We start from the raw sequence: 23,801 nt of genomic DNA, 5'->3' as shown, positions 1-23,801 counted from the left end.
CTCCATTTTACCAAAGGATGGTTTCTTTGTTTTTTACAACTTTTAAAACAATGAAGGGGCTGCCCCTAAGTCTTTATGACTTTTGGGACAGCCCCATGTTGATGATTCTTTCCTTCTAGTTAATTACGTTGTTAGCGCGAGCCACCAGAGTAAGGCGAGTTTTGTGCGTTTGTAGCTTGCCAGCCGCCTAAATGAGATATGACCGGACCTGCTTGTTGGTAAGCATTAGTTGCCTCAAGCACAGGGCTTTGAGATGTTGTGTAAGATTGGACCGGAGTCGGGCCAAACCCGCTTTGTACATTCGACTGCGCGAAACCGCCGAAATTAGAAAACTGGGCATTTTGTGCTCCATAGTTCGCTGCGGAAGGCTGATTAAAAGATTGTTGCATGCCTTGTTGACCACCTTGAAAACCTTGTTGACGGTCTGGACCAGCTTGAAAACCAACATGCGAGATAACCGGACCAAAGCTTCCAAAAGCTGTTGCAGGCGATTGTGCGTAACTTTGAACAGGTTGTTGCGAAATGTATCCCGACGGTTGGGATGAATAGTTCGCTGCCCCAAATTGCTGAGCACCTTGTCCTTGGAAACCGCCCTGCGGATTCGCAACAATTGAGCTTGATTGTCTGCCAAAAGTCGGATAGCTTAGCTGACCTTGATAGTTCGATTGCACGAAACCTACTGGCCCTTGATTTTGAAAGCCTTGCTGACCTTGGAAATTACTACCCGGTTGCTGCGACCATTGATTCACGTCGTGTCCTCCTTGGATTACAATCAGAAAGTCTTCAAATGACTGCCTCTCTCTAAATGCAAGTTCGGCACTCTCTCTTGAAGCCTTTCTTATTGTGTAGGATAGACCCTTTTTTTATTACAGTTATGTTTTGGATTTTCCGTCAGGCAACAGGATAGAATCCTCTACCTTAATGCAGCGATCCATAATGACTTGCAAACCGCCTTTAACGGCAATGTCAGCCGCCTCCTCGCTTGCAATCCCAAGCTGCAGCCATAAGGTCTTGGCGCCGATGGCAACGGCTTCCTCCGCAACTGGAGGGGTATGCTCGCTTCTTCGAAAAACGTTAACGATGTCCACCTGATCAGGAATATCTTTGAGAGAAGCATAACTCTTATGTCCCAAAATCGTATCGGCATTAGGATTAACAGGAATTATCGTATAGCCTTTCGCTTGCATAGCTTCAGAGACCATATACGAAACACGCTCCGGATTGTCAGATAAACCAACTACTGCAACAGTCGTGCTGTTTTGCAAAATGTCCTTAATTTGCTCACGCGTAGGATTTTGAAAGGCCATCCAAACACCTCGATTCGTTATTTTAAACAAAACGTAAAGCTTTCTCGCCGAACGATTTCCTGTTAACCTTCAATCCACTCGACGTTTGCGCCTAAAGCTTGCAAATGGTCGAAATAAATCGGATACGACTTTGCTACGTGATGCGCATCACGAATTCGGATCGGCTGTTTCGCACGCAAACCGACAACGGTTAATGCCATAATTACACGGTGGTCGTAGTGAGCGTTAATTTCGACGCCGCCTTCAACACCTTCAGGACGACCATGCACAATTATTTCTGCTTGACGCTCTTCAACGTTAGCGCCGGCTTTGCGCAGCTCGTTCAAATAGTCGGTAATACGGTCGCACTCTTTGTAGCGTAAGTTTTCTACATTATAGAACCGGGAAGTGCCTTCAGCGAAAACAGCAGCTGCCACCATGGCCAGCACCGCATCCGTCGCATGGTCGCCATCAAATTCAACCGCCTTGAGTTTTCCGTTTCCTTTAATATGAACGATGCCGTTCTCATGCGTAAGCGGAACCTCCATCATCTTCAATACATCGACGACGGCACGTTCCCCCTGCTTACTTTTCTCCTCTAAGCGGTGAACGATGACATCCGATTCCGTTACAGCTGCTGCTGCGAGTATAGCGGCAGAGCCAGGATAATCTCCTTGCACAGCGTATGTTTTGGCAGCATAGCTTTGACGTCCAGGCACGCGGAAACGCATATAATCCTCATCAGCATGGATGATGATGCCTGCTTGCTCAAGAACCTCTAATGTTTGCCCGACAACAACTTTAGATTTCAAGTCGTGCAGCACTTCGATCTCGCTGTCCTCCTCAAGCAATGGAGTCAAGAATAGCAGCGCACTCAGAAATTGCGAGCTGATGTTGCCGGACACTTGAATTTTGCCGCCTTTGGGTGCCCCGCCGCGGATCGTAATAGGAAGCTTTCCGTCATTATGCTCAATGGATACGCCCATCGAAACTAGCGATTCAATCAAATCGCTATGCGGACGCTTTCCAAGTGAATCAGGGTAACGGTTAATGAACGTTACATCCGGACATAAAGCGGCAATTGCCATAAGAAACCGCAATACGGCCCCGGCATTGCCAACATCAAGCTGCTCGACTGGATTAGGATTTCGGCCAAAGCCGGTAATGACGATTTTCTCATCATCCTCTTCTACAATAGCTCCTAAATCGCGGATACAGCGGCGCATTGCATCGCTATCCTCACTGTGGGCAGGATAGTAGATGGTACTCGTACCTTCTGCAAGTGCAGCAACCAGCAGGTAACGGGTCGTGTAATTTTTGGAAGAAAGGGCTTGAAGCTGACCTTCAAGTCTTGGCGTTGGTGTTACGATAACGTCCATAGTTGTATGATCTCCTTTTATAATCAATTCTACGCTTCAATAGGCAATGGGCTGTACAAAGCGATGATGTATACGTCACTAACGTTTTTTCATCAACATCATATCATTTTTTTGTAAGACAAGGGTATAAAAAAGTTACTAATGCCGTATGGATGATAATGATGCATATTCAAGGATAGGAGTGACGTTAGCGATGACCAGTGATCTTCATTTGTCCGCTCTCCACCAAACACAGAAACGAATTAATAGAATACTCGATCCGGTTCATCCGCTTACCCGGGAAGACGTCGTCTGGATGCTTGAGTATATAAAAAAAAAGGTGGCTGACGGAGATCCGGCACTAATGGATCTAACGCAGCCACGTTTATTGCAAAACTTTCATTTCTTTGCCGAAGCGGCCATGTCTCTCATCCATCGCAGGCATTACTGCGATCAAGAGGCCGATCGGTTGCGCGACTGGCTGCGGCAAGCAGCTTTCGGGCTGAACGATGCCAATCCCGGCGAACCGAATCGGTGACAGGCTGCTGGATTAAGATTGCATCCAGTTAAAGTGGAAGCTGCCTTCTTTGTCCAAGCGTTTGAATGTATGAGCGCCGAAATAGTCACGCTGCGCTTGAAGCAGGTTTGCTGGCAAACGCTCTGTACGGTAGCTGTCGAAATAGGCGATTGCACTTGCGAAAGCCGGTACCGGTACGCCGTTTGTAACGGCAACAGAAATAACTTCGCGCCATGCGCCTTGATAAGACTCGACGATGTTTTGGAAGTAAGGATCCAGCAGCAGGTTGCGCAGGTTAGGATCACGATCGTAAGCGTCTTTGATGTTTTGCAGGAAGCGGGCACGGATGATGCAGCCGCCGCGGAAAATCATCGCGATATCGCCATAACGAAGATCCCAGTTGTATTCTTCGGATGCAGCGCGCATTTGAGCGAAGCCTTGCGCATACGAGCAAATTTTACTTGCGAATAAGGCTTTGCGCACGGCTTCAATGAATGCAGCTTTGTCGCCTTGGAAAGGCACTTTCGCAGGACCGTTCAGCACTTTGCTTGCTGCAACGCGTTCTTCCTTCATTGCGGACAAGAAACGAGTAAATACGGATTCCGTAATGATTGAAAGAGGCACGCCAAGATCAAGCGAGCTTTGGCTTGTCCATTTGCCGGTACCCTTTTGACCAGCGGAATCAAGAATGACATCTACCATCGGCTTGCCTGTCTCTGGATCGTATTTCGAGAAAATGTCTCTCGTAATTTCGATCAAGTAGCTGTCCAGCTCGCCTTTGTTCCATTCGGAGAAAATTTCATGAAGCTCTTCCGTGCTTACCCCGAGCACGTTTTTGAGCAGGTCATAAGCTTCGCAAATCAATTGCATGTCGCCATACTCGATTCCGTTATGTACCATTTTTACATAATGACCGGCACCGTCTGGTCCAATATATGTGCAGCAAGCATCTTCGCCAACTTTTGCAGAAATTGCAGTCAGGATTGGCTCAACGAGCTCATACGCGGATTTTTGGCCGCCCGGCATAATGGACGGTCCTTTCAAAGCGCCTTCTTCGCCGCCGGAAACGCCAGTACCGATGAAGCGGAAGCCTTTTGCTTCCAAGTCTTTGCTGCGCCGTTGTGTATCAGGGAAATAGGCGTTGCCGCCGTCAATGATGATGTCGCCTTCGGACAAGTGCGGGACAAGCGAATCGATCGTAGCGTCTGTTCCTGCGCCTGCTTGAACCATGATCAAAATTTTGCGCGGTACTTCCAGAGACTGTACGAACTCTTCAATCGAATAGGTCGGTACAAGATTTTTGCCGGAAGCTTCTTGGATCAGATCATCCGTCTTCTCGCGGGAACGGTTAAATACGGACACCGTGAAGCCTCTGCTCTCAATATTAAGGGCCAAATTTTTGCCCATTACTGCCAAACCGATTACACCAATTTGCTGTTTTGACATCTGGTTCTTCCATCCTTCATATTTAATTTTGGGTCACAATAGTTTTATTTTACTCTTTTTAAGACAAGAAGAAAACTATTTGCATGGAAAAATGTCGCAATGTCACATTAGAATTATTGACCGCTTTAGAAAGTTTACCTTATAAAACGACCAAAATCCAAAACTATCAGGCTGATCCCCGCCTGCCTTTGTTCTATTAAAACAACATAAAAACGACCAAAGGCTGCAGGCATTCATACAGCATTCGATCGTTTTATGTTCGCATATAGGGACAGACATCCATCATCAGAGTTCCAGTTGCAGCATTTCCGAGCGAAGTGCAGTCAGCTTCTCCTTCGATGCGTTAACAGCTTCCTCATCGTTATCCTGTATGGCATCAAACAGCATCGAAAGCTCGTAATCAAGCTCATAGCGCAGCACTACCGCACGTTCCTCTGCACGCTTCGACTGAAACGCCTTGATCATTTCCTCTATCGTAACGAAAGGCTTCTTCTGATAAATAATCCGATGTTCCATACCGGACACCTCCACGAGTCGTATAATCTCACCGAACATAATACTCTCAATGACGATTTGACGATCTTTAATGCGCTTCACTACCGCATGTCCACGTGTGTCATTAATCAGCTTTTCAATCAATTCCGATAACTTCTCGTCTTTAATAATGTAATCTCCAACAATTTTGTAACGGTTCTTCATTCGCTGGAATTGAAGTTTGACGAGCTTTCGGCCAGTTCGGATGGAAACTAGAAACTGTCCTTCCGTCTCGCTCCAATACAAGGAGTACCCTTCCTGAATAAGATCACGGATGAGATTTTGGATTTGCCGGCGGTCAAATCGCAGCTCCAAATTGCAATATTCGACTTCATAGCTCTTGTTCACGGCAATCCCTCCCTTACTTCAGTTTAGTTGACGAAATGTTCTGATAATTTGTTCTTATCTTTATCTTATACTCCATCTTATGTTATGGCAACTTGGATTATTGACTAATTTTACGCTTTCAAACCACTAAAATGAAAAAAGGGCTCAGCTATCTAATATTATAGACAGCTTGTTCCCTATTTCGTCCGTTATTCCATAGACAGGAGCGGAATTTCAATTTTCAATTCCGCTAGCAATCGATATAGCTTCCTCTAAACCTATTGCTTGAACTTGTGTTTCATTTCTGCGCTTCAGCTCCACGATGCCTTCCGCAGCATGCTTGCCTACGACGATACGGATGGGAATGCCGATAAGGTCGGAATCCTTGAATTTAACGCCCGGGCGTTCATCGCGGTCATCAAGCAGCGTTTCAATGCCGGCATCGCTTAAGCGTGCTGCGATATGCATGGCTAAGTCCATCTGCACTTGATCCTTAGAAGATACGGGAACGACGTGAACGCGGTAAGGCGCGATCGACTCCGGCCATACAATACCATTGCTGTCTGAATGCTGCTCAAGCACGGCAGAGAGCAGCCTCGACACGCCAATACCATAGCAGCCCATAATAAGCGGCTGTTCAATCCCTGCTGCAGTCAGAAACCTGGCGTTCAATGCTTCACTGTATTTCGTACCCAGTTTAAATACATGCCCCACTTCAATGCCTCGATGGAACGTTAAGCGGCCTTGCCCGCAGCGCGGGCACTTGTCACCTGCAGCGGCATTGCGGTAGTCTCCTACCTGAGCATTCGTCAAATGTACGCCCGGCTTCACATTTCCAAGATGATAGTCTTTCTCGTTAGCGCCCGCTATCCCCGCTTCCAGCGCCATAACCGCAAAGTCTGCGAGGATGGGAATTGATAGCCCTACCGGGCCGGCAAAACCGACAGGCGCACCCGTTATGCGCTCGGTTGTCTCTTGATCAGCAAGCTCAAGGGAAGCAGCGGAAAGCATATTTTTCACCTTGATTTCATTGACCTCATGGTCTCCCCGAACAACTACGGCTATCGGGCTTCCATCGGCAACATAAATCAATGTCTTCATCAAAAGATCCGCGCTAACGCCCAGTGCTTGTACCAGCTGTTCGATTTTCCTTATAGCCGGCGTATGGAGCCGTTCCAGCTCATCTTGCTTCTGCCCCTGCTCATAATGCGCGGCCAGCTCGGTGCCGTATTCGGCTTTTTCGAGATTGGCCGCGTAATCGCAGCTGTCACACGAAGCGATTGTATCCTCTCCGATATCGGCAAGTGCCATAAATTCATGCGTTCCGCCCTCGCCGCCAATTGAGCCGGCATCCGCTTCTACCGCACGGTAATAAAGACCGCAGCGCGTAAAAATTCGATTGTAGGCCTCATACATACTCTTATAGCTGCGATGAAGGCCTTCCCAATCTTCATCAAACGAATAGGCGTCCTTCATCAGAAACTCTCTGCCGCGCAGCAAGCCGTAACGGGGACGCTTCTCATCGCGGAACTTCGTCTGTATTTGATACAACATAACAGGCAGCTGCCGGTAGGAGCTTACCTCGTCCCGTACCAGAGCGGTAATAACCTCTTCGTGAGTCGGGCCGAGTGCAAACTCCCGTTCATGACGGTCACGCAAACGAATAAGCTCAGGTCCATACTCGCCATAACGGCCGGACTGCTGCCACAGCTCTGCAGGCTGCATGGCAGGCATCAAAATCTCCTGAGCTCCTGCCCGGTCCATTTCTTCCCTTACGATTTGTTCAAGCTTTCGGAGTACCCGCCGTCCAAGCGGCAAATACGTATAGATGCCTGCAGCAAGCTGTCTAATCAGTCCTGCCCGCAGCATTAACTGATGGCTGGCTGCTTCCGCTTCAGACGGTACCTCGCGTAATGTAGGCATTAATAGTTGGCTTTGTCTCATTACCCCATCCCCCGATCGTTGTGTTGTCAGTAGATAAAAACAAAAAGAACGCATTCGTAAGGGACGAATGCGTTCGTGGTACCACCCTCATATAGCCGCCGAAAATAAAGGACAGCTCTCAATGGATAACGGAATGAAAATTCCGGCAGAGGTTACTTTAAAGCTTCACCGCTGCAGCTCGCAAGGTAGGGAATATTCAATCGTTCATAGAAGCCTTGCAGCCTGCGGGCTTCCTCTCTGATATAAACGGCAGCTGAATATCATAGCCTTGTTCTACGCTATTGTAATGTCGTTAACTTTTGACAAATTTACAATACAACGATGTTCAAGTCAAGAAGATTTGCGTTTTGAAACGAGCTTAGCCTTTAAAAAGTCAGCACCATCCGCTTTCTCTTGTTTAGAATAATTATAAATTAGCTCGTCTACCCCCAGATGCTTATGCTATAATGATCCAAGCTGATACATCAATGATTCATCTGACGAGGAGAGATTTTAACGATGACCACACAGACGACTTCCGCCGGTTTGCCCGGCTTTACGCAAGCGGATTTTGATGTTTTTGGCCTGGAAGGACTCGAAGAACGAATGGCCGCCATCCAAAATCTAATACAGCCTAAATTTCGCGCGATCGGCGAACAGCTGAGCGTAGACGCAGCCGTACATGCCGGCAATGAAATGTATTTGCATGTTGCCAGACATGCGCGCCGCAAAGTAAACCCGCCAAAGGACACTTGGCTCGCCATCTGCAGCAACAAACGCGGCTACAAAGCGCATCCGCATTTTCAGCTTGGACTGTTTGACGACCATTTGTTTTTATGGCTCGCGCTTATTTACGAGGTACCGAACAAATCCAATATTGCAGCAGCTTACTTGAACCAGCTCGATGATGTCATCGCAGCCGTACCAAAGGACTACGTGCTGTCACAGGACCATATGAAGAAAGAAAGCACTGTAATCGGCGATATGTCCCGGCAGGATTGGACTAACGCACTGGTCCGCTTCCGCGACGTAAAGAAGGCGGAGCTGCTGATAGGGCGTCACATTAAGGCTAATGACGCGCTCCTCCGAGACGGCGATGCGCTCCTGCAATTTGCCTCTACCACTTATGAAACGCTTATGCCCCTTTATCGTATGGCAATTATATAGCTCTTAACAAGCGTAAACGACTGACGCCGTCCTTTGGCGGCAAAGGCTCGTTTCGCGGTGAAATATAAGCTTATTTATAATGTGCAACTTATAAATTCTTATATTTTGAATGGAGGCTGCCCTTCAAGTAGATTTTACTTGGGACAGCCTCTTTATTTTATACCTGCTGTGCTGCTGCTTCAGCAGATGGAGCCGCTGCGCTTGCACGGCGCTGCTTGCGCGAAGTGCGGAAGAAGAGCAATTCATATACGCAAGGCACGATGATGAGCGTGAGCAGCGTTGCGGCGGTCAAGCCGCCGATTACGACGACCGCAAGACTTTGCGATACGATGCTACCCGACTCGTGCGAGCCGAATATGAGGGGCAGCATAGCGGAAATCGTCGCTACTGCTGTCATCACGATCGGACGCATACGCGTCGTAGCCGCTTCAATGAGTGCCTCGCGAATCGGCATCGTCAATTCATTTTGCTTCACACGGTCAATTAATACGATTGCATTCGTTACGACGATTCCGATAAGCATCAGAGCTCCGAACATGGCTGTGAAATCTGGCGTTACGCCGGACACCAGCAAGCCTGTAACCGCTCCGATTGCTGCAAGCGGCAGTGATATCATGATGGCGAGCGGCGCGCGTAATGTTTTGAACGTAAGCACCATGATGAGATACACGATACCGATGGAAATGAGCGCAGTTAAACCTAAATCAGCAAAATCGCTTGATTGATCGGCTGATGCCCCGCCAACGGCTAAGCTTACACCATCCGGAAGCTTAAGGGCTTTTGTTGCTTTCGTAATTTCGGTTCCAATGACCGAAAGCTCGCTGGGCTCAGCATTAGCAGTCACCCGAATATAGGTTTTGCCATCCTTATGGTAGTACAGGCTAGGCTCTTCCGTACGAACCAGTTCAGCTACCGTTGAAACGGGAACAGCACCTGCCTCCGTCATAATCGTTAATTGCTTCAGTTCAGCTTCTGAATCCGGATTTACGATAGGCTGAAGCATAACCGGGGTGTCGCTTTCCTCTAATCGAATCGTACCGATCGGAAGAGGATTAAGCATGCTTTGCAGCTGCATCGCCACTTCCTGTCCTTTGGCTAGGGCAGGATCAACCTTGAAGGAGTATACCGGTTTCTTCTCCTCTTGATTGCTTTCCACCTTGAGCACGCCTTCAATCGGCTTAATGGCCGCAATAAGCTGCTCCGCGGTTTGACTCAGCTGCTCCGGATCGTCGCCGGTTACATCGATAAATATTTGCGATGAACCGCCGCCCATCATTAAATTCGATGCGTTAGCCGTAAGCGATGCGTCTTTATAGTTATCCTTCTGCGTTTTCACATTGTCCATAAACGACTCTGCATTGACACCTTCTTTTAAATCGATCATAAACGTTACCAGTGTAGGCGAAGATACCGCACCGTATTTGGCCGCATCGGCGCTATTGCCGAGCGACATCATCACCCACTCCACATTGTCATCAGCTGTCAAAAAGGATTCCAGCTTCTTGCCCGCTTCCAGAACGTCATCCGCAGGTGTTTCACTTGGATATTGCAGGGAAACGTTAACGTTCTCTGCGCTGGAGGAGTCGAGCGCACCCTTCGGCATTAGCACATATGCGCTTATCGAACCGGCAAACAGCACAACGGCAATGATTATCGGTACTATTTTATGCTGCAGGTTCCAACGAATGAAATGAGCGAATTTCGGCGATCCTTTGTGCTCCTTTTCCTTTGTTCCACGCAGCAGAATTGCACTCAGAAGCGGGACGACGGTCAATGCAACTAACAGGGATGCCAGCAGTGAATACGCAACCGTTAGAGCGAATGGCAGTAAGAAGGCTTGTAAAGATCCGCGCAGCAGCCCCATCGGTAAAAATACCGCGACGGTGACAAGCGTAGACGATGTAATGGCCGAAGCCACTTCCTTCGTCGAATCGGTAATCAGTTTGACGGAGAAAGACTCCTTTTGCAGCCTTCTGTAGATGTTCTCAATGACTACGATACTGTCGTCAACGAGACGACCGACTGCGACGGCAACGCCTCCAAGCGTTATGATGTTGAGCGATACGCCTGAAAGCTGTAAAAGGTACAAGGTAATACCCAGTGACAACGGGATCGAAACGATCGTCACAATGGTTGCCTTAATATTGCGCATAAATAATAAAATGACGACCGTAGCGAACAAAGCACCAAGCAATACTTCACGCAGCATGCTGTTAACGGAAGATACAACAGAATCCGATGTACTTAAGATGATGGAAGCATCTATTCCCTTAACGTCTTCATTTAACCGTTCTACCGTTTTTTCGATACCTTTACCAACCGTAACCGCATTGGCATCCGCCGCTTTGGAAATGGTGAACATAATGGCGTCCTTGCCATTCATTCGGCTAATACTCTCTTGGTCCTTCGCAAGCTCGACCTTCGCTACATCTCCCAGCTTGACGCCCGCGGCCACAGGCAGCTTGCGCAGCGTGTCCAAGTCCGACACTTCATCATAAATATTAATATTGCCCGCAGCGCCGTCTACTGTGCGCTCGCCAATCGAGGCGGATGCGCCTCTTCCCTGCAGCACACCCATAATAGCTTGCGCCGGGATTCCCGCCTCTGACAGCTTATCGCTAAGCGGCGTGATGTTGACAATAGGAGACGACTTGCCGCTTACGGTGACCTCGCCCGCACCCTCTGTCTTCTGCAGCTCCGTTGTTACCTCTTTGAGCTTCGCTTCTCTTTCCTGTTCGCTCATTCCGTCATCAAAGGTTAAGGTCACCCAAGCAATCGGGATCATCGATGTATTAAATTGGACGATGAACGGCTTCATGACATTTTCGGGAAGCTGCACCTGTCCAACGGCCCGCTCAATTTCCGCCTTCGCTTCTTTCATATCCGTCTTTGATTCAAAGTTCAAATTTACCTGCGCATATCCATCTCCGGAAGTAGAGAACATATCCGTTTTCCCTTTAATAAAGGTTACTGCCTCTTCCAATGGATTCGTAACCTGCTGTTCCATTGACTTCGCATCGTTTCCCGGTCCGATTGCGGTTATCATAACTTGCGGATTATCGGCTGCCGGCAAAAACTCCATCGGCAGCCTAAAGTAGCTGATTACCCCCATCACCAATGCCATGGTGACAATCAGTATAATGGCCGCCTTGTTGCGGAACGACCACTCCGTCAATTTACTCATCTTTTTTCCGACTCCTTTTCCCTTTACGGTTTTTCTTGTGTTTTGTCTTTTCTAATCATAATGGGAGGAAATCTTTTGTAAAAACGTCCCAAGTCGGTATTTCAATCTCGCCCTAAGTCGTAAATCATCTACGACCTCAGACGGGCATCTAAAAAAAATAAGTAAGTACTCACTTCACAATTTCAGTTAGAGAGCGTATAGTTAAAAGTGAGTATTCACTCATCTTTATCTTTTGAAGGAGCGTGATTAACCGTGGAAAAAACGCATCCGTATTCTTCTGCAGAAGCTATTGCCGTGGAATTACAAGGAATTGTTCGCATGTTTGGCGGCCGTACCGTCATTGACGGCATATCGCTAACTATCCCGCGAGGCGAGCTTTTTGGACTTCTAGGACCTTCCGGTTCGGGTAAAACGACACTTATTAAGCTTATGACAGGCATTGACCGTCCTGATGCCGGCTCAGTCAGCATGCTCGGAGAGCCAATGCCGCAGTTAAAAATGCTGCAGGTGTTCGGGTACATGGCACAATCTGATGCCCTCTATAACGAATTGACAGGCAAGCAAAATCTCGAGTTTTTTGGCGCATTGTTTGGATTAACAGGTCAATTGCTCAAAAATCGTATTCATGCTGCAGCCTCATTAGTTGATTTGACCGACCACTTAAACAAGCAGACCGCTGCTTATTCCGGGGGCATGAAGCGCCGGTTGTCGCTCGCGATCGCACTATTGCATGAGCCCCGGCTCCTTGTACTCGACGAGCCTACGGTCGGGATCGATCCTGTTTTGCGGCAATCGATTTGGAAGGAGCTCTCGGCTTTAAGCAGGCAAGGCATCACCATAATCGTAACGACGCATGTGATGGATGAAGCGGAAAAATGCGACCGGCTTGGCCTTATTCGGGACGGAAAGCTGATAGCGGCCGACACGCCTGAGGCGATCATGCAAAAGGCTGGCTGCAGCACGATTGAAGAAGCATTCATTGCGCTTGGAAGCGGCGGAGGTGGGGAGAAATGAGAATACGTGCGCTTTCCATACGGATTATAAGACAATTTCTTCGCGATAAACGAACGCTTGCCCTATTATTTCTGGCGCCGCTTCTTATATTAAGCTTGATGAAGCTCGTTTTTGACGGACAATCGGTCTCACCTGCTATTGGGATGGTTGACATTCCAGCTGTCTTTACAGAAAAATTCGAACATTTGAATGCGGCTATTACGGTTTACGAATCGCCGGATTCGGCTCACGCAGCGCTTCAAGCTGGTGAGCTCGACGCTATCCTTCAATTAAGCGGCGGCAAGCCGGAGCTTATGCTTGAAGGAAGCGATCCTTCAATAAACCGGGCGGTTTTGCTTCTCTTGCAAACGGCTATGCAAACAGGTAGCGGAAGCGCGGCTCCTGCGATCACTTATTTGCACGGCGGACCTGATATGGCTGCTTTCGATTCATTTGGACCGGTGCTCATCGGATTTTTTTCCTTTTTCTTCGTCTTCCTGCTGGCAGGTGTCTCCTTCCTGCGCGAACGGACTAGCGGCACGCTGGAGCGGCTGCTCGCAACACCAATCAAGCGGTATGAAATCGTCATAGGCTATTTGGCCGGCTTCGGTATTTTCACCTTGCTGCAAGCCTCTTTGATCGCCTGGTTTTCGGTCGATGTGCTTGGCCTATATATGGCTGGAAGCATCGGCTATATGCTCCTCATAAACTTACTCTTGTCATTAACGGCTTTAACACTCGGCACATTGCTCTCATCCTTTGCAAGCAGCGAGTTTCAGATTATACAGTTCATTCCGCTTGTCATTGTTCCGCAAGCCTTTTTCTCCGGATTATTTAATCTGGATGCGATGAATCCGTGGCTGCAGAAGCTGAGCAGCATCATGCCTTTGTACTATGGGGCAGACGCCATGCAAGGGATCATGATACGCGGCGAGAGCTGGGGTGATTTTCAAATCGATGTCTATGTGCTAATCGGCTTCTCCTTACTATTCGCCCTCTTGAACGTGCTCGCACTCAAGAAGCACCGCAGCATGTAGAAAGGCATGTGCTTTTGATATAATGAGAGAACTGGGAACAGATGAAGGGGTGTCTTACGATGCAAGAACCAATAGAGCATTGGCTGCAGGAGCTGTTAAAGCTGGATGACGAAGAACAGAAGATGACGGATAAGCAAATGAAAATCGTCCAGGCAGCCTCGGAAGTATTTGCACAAAAAGGGTACGCCGCATCTTCAACGAGTGAAATCGCGCAGCGGGCCGGCGTAGCCGAAGGAACGATATTCCGGCATTACAAAACGAAGAAGGATCTGCTGCTCTCGATCGTCGCGCCTGTCATGGCAAAGCTGGTAGCGCCCTTCGTTCTGCGTGATTTCTACAAGGTACTGGATAGCAGCTTCGATAGCTTCGATCAGCTGCTTCGCGCCGTCATTGAGAATCGGATCGAATTTCTGGAACGGCATATGCAGGTATTTAAAATTTTCATACAAGAAATACCGTTTCATCCCGATCTCCAAGAGCAATTCCAAAAGCTCATATTGTCGAAGGTGCTGGAAAAATTCAGCGTCAACATCACAAAGTTCCAGCAGCAGGGCGCGATCGTCGATTGGTCTCCAATCACCGTCATTCGTTTAACCGCGTCCTCCTTAATGGGTTACGTACTAACCCGAACATTCCTCGGTGGGCGTGAAGGCAGCCAATGGGATGACGAGAAGGAACGGGAAGCGACAATCACCTTTATAATGAAAGGGCTAGCACCATAAGCTCAAACAAAAAAACAAGCCGGTTTGCTCATCCTGCTATGAACAATCGGCTTGTCTTATTTTTAAGAAGCATTATCCGCTGCAGCCGCTGGCACAACGTGCTTGTCCAATTGGCGGAAACGAACAAGCAGTAGCAGTGCTGATAAGCATAATATGCCGCCGAGCAAATATGGAAGCCCCATCTCGATGGTGAAGAAAAATGATCCGAGCAGTGGACCTGCGATACGCCCGAGGCTGTCCATGGACGAGCTTAGTCCCGATGCTACGCCTTGTCCGACCGTCGTCTTCTGTGTAATGAGCGATGTGACGCACGGACGAATCAAAGCATTACCGATACCGAACACGGCTAGCGACATAGTCGCCCACACCAACGAATGAGCCGCTAACAAAAGGAAGAAGCCTATTGCCGAAATAACGAGGCCGATCGCAATGTATTTCGGCTCCTCGCCCTTCTTGATTAGGCGGCGAACGATGCCGCCTTGGACAAGCGCTCCGACAAGGCCGCATACAAAAAACAATATACCGACCTCAAGCGGTGTCACATCAAAGCGCCGCATCCCAAAAAATTGCAGCGTCGCTTCCATGCCTGCCAGCGTAAAGGTCACGAAAAAAGCAAGAACATATAAATATTTAAGCGGCCCTTTGAATGCAGCCCAACGTGAAACCCGCTTCTCCATCCTCGTTAGCCGTTTTTCCGGAGTTAGTGACTCCTTCAGCTTTGCTGCTGCCAGAATAAATGTAAATAGTGCTAATCCAGATGCCGCGTAGAACGGCGTCTCAAGCGATATGATGCTTAGCAGACCGCCGAAGCCCGGCCCAATCGTGAACCCGAGACCGATAGACATTCCGACGAGCCCCATTCCCTTCGTCCGCTGCTCCGGCGGCGTTATGTCTGCTACGTATGCGACAATAACGGAAGCAACCGCACCCGAGAATAGGCCCCCCAGAACGCGGGACAAGTACATCAACGTCAAGCTGCCTGACGACATACCAAACAACAAAAAGCTCGCAGCGAATCCAAGGACACCAATTAAAATAATCGGTCTTCTCCCGATGCGATCGGACAAATTCCCCCACAGCGGCGACAGGAAAAATGAAACGGCGGAATAGACAGCAAGCATCCGTCCGGTATGTATGGTCGCGTTAACAGGATCTGTGGCTTGTATAATTTCCGGCATAACCGGAATGATAATGCCGAACCCTATAAATGTTGTCATTAAAATAGCCATTACAATAATCATGCGTTTATCTTTCATGCTGCAACCCCTCCACCAACCTATGTTACCATAACCAATTAACGAGCATATATGAACAATTGAAGAACAAATCGGACAGCCCAATTCGGATCTCAAAAATGAAGCTTGCATTCCCCCCTGTATTTGCTATACTCAACTTTGTTTGTAACCTAAGATGAAAGGCAGGGATGAAAGCGATGGATCATAACAAAACCCCGCTCTTCAGCGCGCTTCGCCGACATGCGGAGCAGGATCCCGTTCAGTTTCATATACCCGGACACAAAAAAGGACTAGGCAGCGATTCGGAATTTCGCGAATTTATCGGCGACAACGCATTGTCGATCGATTTAATCAATATTGCACCGCTCGATGACCTGCATCAGCCAATCGGAGTTATCGAAGAAGCTCAAAAGCTAGCCGCTGATGCCTTCGGAGCCGACTATACGTATTTCTCCGTACAAGGAACGAGCGGCGCGATTATGACGATGATTTTAACGGTATGTGCACCAGGTGACAAAATCATTGTACCTCGTAATGTCCACAAATCAATTATGTCTGCTATTATTTTCGCCGGTGCAAGACCTGTATTCATCTCGCCTGCGCGAGACAAAAATTTAGGAATCGATCATGGCATCACGACTCGTTCTGTGCGCAAAGCATTAGAACGTCATCCTGATGCGAAAGCAGTACTCGTTATCAACCCGACGTATTTTGGCATTTGCGCCAACTTGAAGGAGATCGTCGATCTTGTCCATAGCTACGACATTCCGGTGCTCGTAGACGAGGCCCACGGCGTGCTTACTCACTTTCACGAAAAGCTTCCAATGTCCGCCATGCAAGCAGGCGCAGATATGGCTGCAACCAGCGTACATAAGCTGGGAGGATCTATGACGCAAAGCTCCGTGCTGAATGTTCGTAAAGGCCGGGTCAATCCTCACCGGATCCAAACGGTTATCAGTATGTTGACTACAACGTCGACTTCCTATATATTGCTTGCTTCGCTTGATACGTCAAGACGTAATCTTGCGTTGAACGGGCACGCTCTCGCTGAACAAGCCATCGAGCTCGGACAATATGCCCGTCAGCAAATTAACGAAATTCCAGGTCTTTACTGCTTTGGAGAAGATATTCTCGGTGATGAAGCGACTTACGATTATGACCCGACCAAAGTATCGATTCATGTACGTCACCTTGGCATCACGGGCTATGAAACGGAAAATTGGCTGCGCGATAACTATAATGTGGAAATCGAAATGAGCGATATGTATAACATTCTTTGCCTAGTTACGCCAGGAGATACCTACGATTCCGTGACTAAATTGTTAATTGCATTGCGCGGCCTGTCAGACCGGTTCCATGAAGGCGCTGAAGCACGTGAATTAGTTGTCAAAATACCGGATATTCCTCAACTCTCCTTAACACCGCGTGATGCTTTCTATGGCCAAACGGAAGTGCTTCCGTTCAAAGAGTCGGCCGGCCGTATTATAGCGGAATTCATTTATGTGTATCCGCCAGGCATTCCAATCCTGTTGCCAGGCGAAGTTATCACTCAAAAAAATATCGATTACATCGTCGATCACGTTGAAGTCGGTTTGCCGGTTAAAGGACCTGAAGACCGCAGCATCGAGTTCGTCAAGGTCATTGTTGAAGAAACAGCGATATCTTAATCCACTGGCAAATGCCGGCTACGGATCCCTATATTGGCTATTGTAGTCGGTATTTTTATTTGCCTGCTTCACAGAATGCCCACATATTGTCAACCTTTTTAGAGCGTGCTATGATGTTGAAAGAGGTGAATGCGATGAGTCAAAGCGCTTACATAAAATTCGTGCAAGGATCATCCGTAGAGACGCTGACGTTAGAAGAGGTGCAAAGCAAGCTCATGCATTACCGGGAGCAAACCGCTCTGACCGGATCGCAGTTAGGCTGGGATTACGCAGAGGCTGCATTCCCCTACACATTTGAATCAAAGCAGGATGAACGCTGGTTTTATTTGAAAGGAATTAATCCCTTATACAAGTACATTATTTTTGGTCCTGGTGAGACGACGAGCGTCGACGGAAAGAAAGTGCCGTGCGTGCAGGTTGTCCTGCCTGACGGAGCTACGCATGGCGATAAAGCAAAGGCAAACGAGCTTTGCAAATATATGGCTAAGCAGCTTCAAGCGGAGCTGACGATGTTTAACGGCCGAACCATTTACTATAATCCGCGAAAATGATACACAAATAAAAAAGATCAGCGACATAATGCCGCAGATCTTTTTTATTTTTCAACGAATTCGGGGAACTACTTGTCTTCGCTTTCCTTACGGGCAATTTCCTCATAAATAGCAGTTACGCGATCCCACTCGGCATCGTCTTCAATGCCTACCAGGAAGGATTCGTCATTCTCTTCTTCAATACGGAAAATGACGCCGTCCGCTTCCGGATCGTTACGATCCAGCAAAACCGCGTACACATTGTTTTCGGATTCAAACGTATACACCATGACCATCTCGCGTTCCTGGCCCTCGTCGTCTGTTACGATAAAGACGTGCTCTTCCTGCTCGTGGTCATGCCCACAGCCGCAATCGTCTCCATGCTGATGCTCGCTCATGATATTACCCCATTTCAGTTATATGTACACACAATCGTATCGTACCATGACACTCTATGGGCGGTCAAACGAAACGCCCCACCTTAAGGAGGGGCGTTTCGTTTAGAGCGGCAGCTACAAGGAGGAAATAATTTTCTCCGATACCGGAGTCCAATCATCAGATGCTGTCCTCTTAATAAAGAAACGGATTGGATATTTCCCGCTGGATTCGAATTTATATTCGATATCCTCCGTTGCGTACCAGAAGTTGTCATTCGTCGGATTAACATTTCCCGTTTGAATCACTTTCTCTTTGCCGCCAGGATCGAAGATGGATACCTTTACAGCTACAATATCAGTCTTCAAATTGTCGATCTGGGCAAACACTTTAAAACTACCTTGATAGCCCTTCGTCACGTTTCCGAATACGGTATTATTTCGAAACAGAAACATATGCACATTTGGCTTATAAACGGTTGCCCGTTTGTTTGGATTGTCCCATTCGACGATGGCTTGCATGGAAGTTGCTAATTCACGGAGCGGCAAATACGTTCTGCCGTCAGCGACTAAGCCGCCCTCGTCCTGTTCAATCCCGTTAATGATGACTCGTACCTTCTGCGATGCAGAGTCCGCGAACAGCATCGTTCCGCCCCAAAGGGACAACAGCAGCAGTAGAATGATCACTTTTCTGAACTTCATGTTAGTAAACCTCCATCCGATTGCCTGGATGTATGGTTATACTCACCTATCCATGTAAAGTTGCGCCTCGGTCTAAATTTTTTTGCAGCACTGTGATATTCGACTGACACTGTCAAATGATGTTGAAACCTGCGCTTGCCTGGGAAATAAAAACTATTACCCGTACGTTCTCGTTAAGATACACGGAACGCCTTTACCCACTGCGCCCGGCTGCCTCATACGCGCCAAATAATTCATGCCTCTGGCACAAGGCGTTTTGCACACCGCGCACGTATCCGAAAGGACAAGTTTGTAAGAATATTGTTTTCGATCACTCGCTGGCTTTTTTTTCTTTGCCGTTTTACCTTTTCCTTTGCTCATCCGTCGTTCCCCTCCACTATGCGTATCGCTACAGCATTGTATGCCTAGACAAACGAATGTGCATCTGCAATTGTCATATATACTTAACTTTTGGTACATTAAATAAATGGAACATTAAGGAGGTATTGCATGCATATTCGAATGGTTGGAACCGGCAGTGCTTTTGCGAAAAAATACGATAATAACAATGCCTTAATTGAAACGAATGGCTTTCGTCTGCTCGTTGATTGCGGAATTACACTGCCGAAGGCGTTGCATCAAATGGGGCTTTCCTTCCCGGAGATTGACGCGGTGCTTATAAGCCATATTCATGGGGATCATGTAGGCGGATTAGAAGAGTTCGCTTTTCAAATGATGTTTAAATATAGTCGCAAGCCTGTCCTATTTATTGCGGAAACGCTCATTGAACCGTTGTGGGAGCATACGCTTCGCGGCGGGTTAACGCAGGAACCGTTAAATAAACTCGATGACTTTTTTGACGTGCGTCCGCTCGAAGCAAATAAGGAAATAGAGCTCCACCCCGGTTTGATTATCGAGCTGGTGCAAACGAAACATATTTTGAATAAGCCGAGCTATTCCTTCCTATTTAACCGGCGCTTCTTTTATTCTGCCGACATGCGGTTTGACGGGGGGCTGCTTCGAAAATTAGTCGATCAAGGCGTAAGCACCATTTACCATGACTGCCAGCTTGAATCGCCTGGTGTCGTTCACGCGAGCTTAGAGGAGCTGTTAACGCTTCCTGAGGACATTCAAAGGAAAACATGGCTCATGCATTATGGCGACGCAATAGAGCAATATGAAGGCCGTACGGGTCATATGCGTATCGTTGAGCAGTATGCGAGCTATGAAGTTTAGGACATAAAGAAAAGCGCCTGCATTTGTATGCGGCGCTTTTCTTTATTTATGGGAATGACCTCTCATATTCGTTTCTGATTAAAAGTTTGGAAGCTCGTCCAAATTGTTTGTAGGATCGCCGTCCGCGTCGCCGCGAATGTAGGTTTCTCCATCCCTGCCCTTGAAAGCGTTAACGCCTGCGATATGACCACCCTGCACCTCTTGGAGTGCTGTAGCATAATCAAGCACGCGACCGCTTGACGTTTTGAATGCGGTTAGATCACCGTCTCCGTTTTTCTGTACCGCTACAATCTGTTCTCTAGCATCTTGCGCACCGATTGAATCACTCATCTTCGTTAGCTCCTTTCATGTTGCTGAATGTAAAGCCAACTTTTATAATGCCCTATTCATGCTGTTTTTATACCTTTTGGTAAATAAAAAAATCCGGCGCTCCCGCACTGGCTGCGAACGCCGGATTTCTGAGCTATTTTCTTTTCACAGCATCTGCAGGGAGCTTCCTGCCCCATACGAATCGCTCATCATACGATAGGGAGTCCTTTATAACAAACCTTGCGACACTTCCAACGACAATGCCAATGATTCCAAACATCCCTAATAACCAGATGATTAAATAGGCAAACTGTGCAGCCAACAGAAACCGCCTCCTGAGCGCTTTCTATATAGGTATGCATAAAATCTGTCATTTAGTATTCATTTTCATCATGCATATCCGCCAGTGAACGGATCATATTAAAAGGTGGTCACGTTTCTAGGGCATTACAACCTAACCAATGATGAGGAGGAATAACCATGCTTGATCAAGTTGAAAGTAACTATAACTGTGCAAACGCATCTACCGATTTACCTAACCTGCTGCAGGAATTGAACCAGCTTGAGCTAGCCGCAGCAGACGGACAATCCGACGAGCAGCAGCAGCAATTAAATCGGATCCGTAACCAAATCCATTTTATCCGAAACAAATGCGATATTCCTCATGAATCGTAGCCAATAAAAATGAACCCCCGCGGTTATAGGGATCACGGGGGTTTTATTTATGGCGTTAATTATCAATGCCATGTCGTATTATAGAATAATTAAAATTCCAGTTGCTAATATTAAGCAAAAAAATGTGAGGTTCTCAAAATGGCAAATGTTATAGAAGCAGCAATTGAAACCATTAAAAAAATGATCGATGATGACCCGAAGGGACCGCTTCATGTCGGCGAGGTTATGTCATGCTGGATTTATTTGGGCGGGCTTGAAGAAGCTAAAATTCTTGTCGAAGCAGGTTTAAACACCACGATAGACGATCAGTTAAAACATGCTTTAGAAGAGGATCAAAAGCTTGGTGGAGCTCAGCGGAAACGTCTTACACAATTTATGTTGAACGAAGGCATCACCTTACCCCCATCTTCTGAATCAAAGCCATTTTCGGCTCCGAATAGCATCCCACTTGGAGTAAAACAAACGGATGATGAATTGGCAAACGGACTATCACTAAAAATAGTTTCGCTTATTATTACAGCTGCAACGGCATCCTCGCAATCGGTTAGGGATGACGTCGGCATGATGTTTGCTCAATTTCAAGCAGAGAAAATGATACTTGGAGCCAATATAAAAAACATGATGAGAGAGCGGGGATGGCTAAAAATCCCGCCTTATTACTATCCGCCAGGAGCTCCGCAGAACAATTAAAATAATTTTTTGGTCTAATTCAAGGTTCGGCGGAAAACTCCCCGGACCTTTATATTAATAATGTGAGGAGTGCGGTTCTTGGTTGCAATAATCTATTCCATCCTTTGGATTCTCGTTGCTGTCAAGCTTGCTGATCGTAAATGGCAACGCTATTATCCGACAATGCTCTTTGCTGCAATTGGAAATTTATTATATGAACTTATCTGTTATGAATATCAACTTTGGCAGATGGAACCTAACGGCCTTCCGCTCGCTTTGATTCCGATGCTGCTTCTCATTATGATTGGAATGCCCATTTTAACATGGGTTTATCTGTCATGGTATCCAACGGGAAGAGGGCTTCTCGCACGAGCTGGTTACATTCTCCTGTTTACAGCCATTTTTGTTCTGCTCGAATACATATCAGTGAAATGCGGATCAATTACCTACCATAACGGCTGGAATCTCCTTTGGTCATTGTTTTTTGATATTGTGATGTTCATAATACTGCGTATTCACTACCGTAAGCCGCTTATCGCGTTAATTTTGTCGCTGTTTTACATAGGGTTCCTTATTATATGGTTTGATGTTCCCTTTGAGAAAATGAAATAACAGGCTGCTATTATTCAATATTCATGTGGATTCATACGTTTTGCAAAAACCCAATTTTATCCAATCTATCATTTGTCCAATCGAACCTATTAATCTATGAATATACTATACTATCTTGAAAAAGAGGAGATGATTTGAATGGGTTACTGCAACTGTAATCGCAAAGAGAAAGAAAAAGAGAAAGAGGTTAAAGTTATTTTTGTTAAACCAGGTGAAAAAGTTCTTGTTGTCGGCAAGAAGGATAAGCATCTCAAGAAACGCCGGACATGTAAACCTTATTACTACTAATTTTGTGGAGCGCTTGGTCATTCAAGCGCTCTTACATATTCATTCATAAATATAACTTTCAAGCCAAATTCTTTACTGCTCCGTTTGAGTTATTAATTGAAACATCTGCAATTAATAATAGGTTAATTAGAGGAATAAAAAATATCGGAGGACAATACGCAGTTACCAGCTTATCTTTGCTCAGACAGAAACCTCTACAGCTTCGAACCAAAATCAATTTATTAGTCGTTTTAAATATGGTTATAGTCCTACTTTTGCTGTTGATGGACAGTTCACCTGCAGGCGCAACATTACGGGCCATATTGCCAAAGGATATGATTAAAAATTGAACAGCTCTCCCCTTCGTGTGCTCATTATAGAGGATGATTTTCGAATTACAAGAATGCATGGTAAATATATCGAAATGAATAAGGACTTTGTATTGACAGGAATTGCTCAGAATTATGCTGAGGCGTTTGACCTAATCAACGGACAAGCCCCGGATCTGCTCTTGCTGGACATCTACTTACCCGACCGCTCAGGGATTGAATTATTGCGGACGCTTCGCAGTCTGGGCGTTCCCTCCGACACCATTTTAATTACTGCCTCCAATGAAAGCGATATCGTAGAGGAAGGTTTACGTCTTGGTGTATTCGGTTACTTGATCAAACCGTTTGATTTGGATCATTTGCAGAATACACTGGCGAAATATGCCCAGTTCAAAAGACGTCTAACTTCATCTGCCGAATTAAATCAAGACCTGCTAAACGATTTGATGAAGCTTCGCGCCCCAAAAGAATCATCTTCTCACCAGTTCAATAAGGGGATCGACGAGAAAACGCTTAAACTCATTCAATCCTGTATTCAACATGCTACTGATCTGGTTACAACCGAAGAAATTACGCGGATGGCCGGGGTCAGCTTATCGACTGTGCGTAATTATTTAAAATACCTCTTAAGAGAAAATATGATCGATGAATTTCTTCAATATGGTACGATTGGCCGTCCTCAAAAACTATATTGTATGAAGAAACAATAACACTGACATCAAA

The 23,801-nt window shown here is 46.8% G+C and carries 26 protein-coding genes; 13 read left to right on the top strand and 13 right to left on the bottom strand.

The features are described from left to right. Positions 1–131: 131 nt before the first annotated feature. From DFP97_RS16340 to aroA, 3 genes are all read right to left on the bottom strand, one after another. On the bottom strand, positions 132–749 hold the full coding sequence (locus tag DFP97_RS16340) for a hypothetical protein (RefSeq protein ID WP_114381246.1): 618 nt from the start codon (positions 747–749) through the stop codon (positions 132–134). A 123-nt stretch (positions 750–872) separates the two neighbouring features. Continuing rightward, a complete protein-coding gene (locus DFP97_RS16335; protein WP_114381245.1) occupies positions 873–1,307 on the bottom strand; it encodes a CoA-binding protein in 435 nt (144 codons plus the stop codon). Positions 1,308–1,369: 62 nt separating this feature from the next. Continuing rightward, positions 1,370–2,665 carry a 3-phosphoshikimate 1-carboxyvinyltransferase gene (aroA, locus tag DFP97_RS16330; protein ID WP_114381244.1) on the bottom strand — a complete coding sequence of 432 codons (1,296 nt, stop codon included), beginning with the start codon at positions 2,663–2,665 and terminating at the stop codon, positions 1,370–1,372. Between the two features lie 193 nt (positions 2,666–2,858). On the opposite strand from aroA, the gene DFP97_RS16325 reads away from it, so the two are divergent. After that, positions 2,859–3,182, top strand: coding sequence for a hypothetical protein (locus DFP97_RS16325; protein WP_114381243.1), 324 nt, complete (start codon positions 2,859–2,861; stop codon positions 3,180–3,182). Between the two features lie 12 nt (positions 3,183–3,194). Here DFP97_RS16325 and gndA read toward each other — a convergent pair whose 3' ends face one another. The 3 genes from gndA to DFP97_RS16310 form a co-directional block, all read right to left on the bottom strand. Then, a complete protein-coding gene (gndA, locus tag DFP97_RS16320) occupies positions 3,195–4,607 on the bottom strand; it encodes an NADP-dependent phosphogluconate dehydrogenase (protein WP_114381242.1) in 1,413 nt (470 codons plus the stop codon). Positions 4,608–4,892: 285 nt separating this feature from the next. After that, positions 4,893–5,489 (bottom strand): hypothetical protein, encoded by a 597-nt coding sequence (locus DFP97_RS16315; RefSeq protein ID WP_114381241.1) that lies wholly within the window; start codon positions 5,487–5,489, stop codon positions 4,893–4,895. A gap of 213 nt (positions 5,490–5,702) precedes the next feature. After that, a complete protein-coding gene (locus DFP97_RS16310) occupies positions 5,703–7,412 on the bottom strand; it encodes a proline--tRNA ligase (protein ID WP_114381240.1) in 1,710 nt (569 codons plus the stop codon). Between the two features lie 498 nt (positions 7,413–7,910). Here DFP97_RS16310 and DFP97_RS16305 point away from each other — a divergent pair, with 498 nt between their 5' ends. Further along, positions 7,911–8,558 carry a YktB family protein gene (locus DFP97_RS16305; RefSeq protein WP_114381239.1) on the top strand — a complete coding sequence of 216 codons (648 nt, stop codon included), beginning with the start codon at positions 7,911–7,913 and terminating at the stop codon, positions 8,556–8,558. A gap of 157 nt (positions 8,559–8,715) precedes the next feature. Here DFP97_RS16305 and DFP97_RS16300 read toward each other — a convergent pair whose 3' ends face one another. Next, positions 8,716–11,742, bottom strand: a complete 3,027-nt coding sequence (locus DFP97_RS16300) for an efflux RND transporter permease subunit (RefSeq protein ID WP_114381238.1) — start codon at positions 11,740–11,742, stop codon at positions 8,716–8,718. A 318-nt stretch (positions 11,743–12,060) separates the two neighbouring features. Here DFP97_RS16300 and DFP97_RS16295 point away from each other — a divergent pair, with 318 nt between their 5' ends. Genes DFP97_RS16295 through DFP97_RS16285 form a run of 3 tightly spaced genes read left to right on the top strand, consistent with a single transcriptional unit; the run spans position 12,061 to position 14,494 of the window. Further along, complete coding sequence (locus DFP97_RS16295; RefSeq protein WP_114381263.1) at positions 12,061–12,756, top strand: ABC transporter ATP-binding protein; 696 nt, start codon at positions 12,061–12,063, stop codon at positions 12,754–12,756. Beyond that, positions 12,753–13,772: an ABC transporter permease gene (locus DFP97_RS16290; RefSeq protein ID WP_114381237.1), complete on the top strand. Its 1,020-nt coding sequence runs from the start codon at positions 12,753–12,755 to the stop codon at positions 13,770–13,772. Before DFP97_RS16295 ends, DFP97_RS16290 begins: the two co-directional genes overlap by 4 nt. Before the next feature lie 59 nt (positions 13,773–13,831). Beyond that, complete coding sequence (locus DFP97_RS16285) at positions 13,832–14,494, top strand: TetR/AcrR family transcriptional regulator (protein WP_114381236.1); 663 nt, start codon at positions 13,832–13,834, stop codon at positions 14,492–14,494. Between the two features lie 62 nt (positions 14,495–14,556). Here the strand turns inward: DFP97_RS16285 and DFP97_RS16280 are convergent, their stop codons facing one another. After that, the gene (locus DFP97_RS16280; protein WP_114381235.1) at positions 14,557–15,750 is read right to left on the bottom strand and encodes an MFS transporter; all 1,194 of its coding nucleotides are present in this window, start codon (positions 15,748–15,750) and stop codon (positions 14,557–14,559) included. Between the two features lie 176 nt (positions 15,751–15,926). On the opposite strand from DFP97_RS16280, the gene DFP97_RS16275 reads away from it, so the two are divergent. Both DFP97_RS16275 and DFP97_RS16270 read left to right on the top strand, forming a co-directional pair. Then, entirely contained in the window at positions 15,927–17,396 is a 1,470-nt protein-coding gene (locus tag DFP97_RS16275) for an aminotransferase class I/II-fold pyridoxal phosphate-dependent enzyme (protein ID WP_114381262.1), read from the top strand. Between the two features lie 134 nt (positions 17,397–17,530). Next, positions 17,531–17,947 carry a DUF1885 family protein gene (locus DFP97_RS16270; RefSeq protein ID WP_114381234.1) on the top strand — a complete coding sequence of 139 codons (417 nt, stop codon included), beginning with the start codon at positions 17,531–17,533 and terminating at the stop codon, positions 17,945–17,947. A 68-nt stretch (positions 17,948–18,015) separates the two neighbouring features. Here the strand turns inward: DFP97_RS16270 and DFP97_RS16265 are convergent, their stop codons facing one another. The 3 genes from DFP97_RS16265 to DFP97_RS16255 form a co-directional block, all read right to left on the bottom strand. Next, entirely contained in the window at positions 18,016–18,324 is a 309-nt protein-coding gene (locus tag DFP97_RS16265) for a DUF1292 domain-containing protein (protein WP_114381233.1), read from the bottom strand. Positions 18,325–18,438: 114 nt separating this feature from the next. Further along, on the bottom strand, positions 18,439–19,002 hold the full coding sequence (locus tag DFP97_RS16260) for a stalk domain-containing protein (protein ID WP_114381232.1): 564 nt from the start codon (positions 19,000–19,002) through the stop codon (positions 18,439–18,441). A 156-nt stretch (positions 19,003–19,158) separates the two neighbouring features. Beyond that, on the bottom strand, positions 19,159–19,362 hold the full coding sequence (locus tag DFP97_RS16255) for a hypothetical protein (RefSeq protein ID WP_114381231.1): 204 nt from the start codon (positions 19,360–19,362) through the stop codon (positions 19,159–19,161). 129 nt (positions 19,363–19,491) lie between these two features. On the opposite strand from DFP97_RS16255, the gene DFP97_RS16250 reads away from it, so the two are divergent. Further along, positions 19,492–20,217, top strand: a complete 726-nt coding sequence (locus tag DFP97_RS16250) for an MBL fold metallo-hydrolase (protein ID WP_114381230.1) — start codon at positions 19,492–19,494, stop codon at positions 20,215–20,217. A 78-nt stretch (positions 20,218–20,295) separates the two neighbouring features. On the opposite strand, the gene DFP97_RS16245 is transcribed toward DFP97_RS16250, so the two are convergent. Both DFP97_RS16245 and DFP97_RS30785 read right to left on the bottom strand, forming a co-directional pair. Continuing rightward, positions 20,296–20,547 (bottom strand): DUF3892 domain-containing protein, encoded by a 252-nt coding sequence (locus tag DFP97_RS16245; protein WP_114381229.1) that lies wholly within the window; start codon positions 20,545–20,547, stop codon positions 20,296–20,298. Positions 20,548–20,680: 133 nt separating this feature from the next. Beyond that, complete coding sequence (locus tag DFP97_RS30785; protein WP_181873550.1) at positions 20,681–20,848, bottom strand: hypothetical protein; 168 nt, start codon at positions 20,846–20,848, stop codon at positions 20,681–20,683. A 158-nt stretch (positions 20,849–21,006) separates the two neighbouring features. Between DFP97_RS30785 and DFP97_RS16240 the strand changes: the two genes are divergently transcribed. The 5 genes from DFP97_RS16240 to DFP97_RS16225 all read left to right on the top strand — a co-directional run bounded on the left by DFP97_RS16240 (position 21,007) and on the right by DFP97_RS16225 (position 23,788). Beyond that, positions 21,007–21,201 (top strand): DUF2524 domain-containing protein, encoded by a 195-nt coding sequence (locus tag DFP97_RS16240; RefSeq protein ID WP_114381228.1) that lies wholly within the window; start codon positions 21,007–21,009, stop codon positions 21,199–21,201. Positions 21,202–21,339: 138 nt separating this feature from the next. Further along, on the top strand, positions 21,340–21,891 hold the full coding sequence (locus DFP97_RS16235) for a DUF3231 family protein (RefSeq protein ID WP_114381227.1): 552 nt from the start codon (positions 21,340–21,342) through the stop codon (positions 21,889–21,891). A 78-nt stretch (positions 21,892–21,969) separates the two neighbouring features. Beyond that, positions 21,970–22,482, top strand: coding sequence for a CBO0543 family protein (locus DFP97_RS16230; RefSeq protein WP_114381226.1), 513 nt, complete (start codon positions 21,970–21,972; stop codon positions 22,480–22,482). Between the two features lie 138 nt (positions 22,483–22,620). Continuing rightward, positions 22,621–22,770, top strand: coding sequence for a hypothetical protein (locus DFP97_RS30780; RefSeq protein ID WP_181873549.1), 150 nt, complete (start codon positions 22,621–22,623; stop codon positions 22,768–22,770). Between the two features lie 325 nt (positions 22,771–23,095). After that, positions 23,096–23,788: a response regulator gene (locus tag DFP97_RS16225; protein ID WP_147275066.1), complete on the top strand. Its 693-nt coding sequence runs from the start codon at positions 23,096–23,098 to the stop codon at positions 23,786–23,788. The last annotated feature ends 13 nt before the right edge of the window (positions 23,789–23,801 follow it).

It is taken from the genome of Paenibacillus prosopidis, assembly GCF_003337375.1.
In the GTDB taxonomy this organism is placed as follows: Bacteria; Bacillota; Bacilli; order Paenibacillales; family Paenibacillaceae; genus Pristimantibacillus; species Pristimantibacillus prosopidis.
This window is presented reverse-complemented; position numbering and strand designations above follow the sequence as displayed.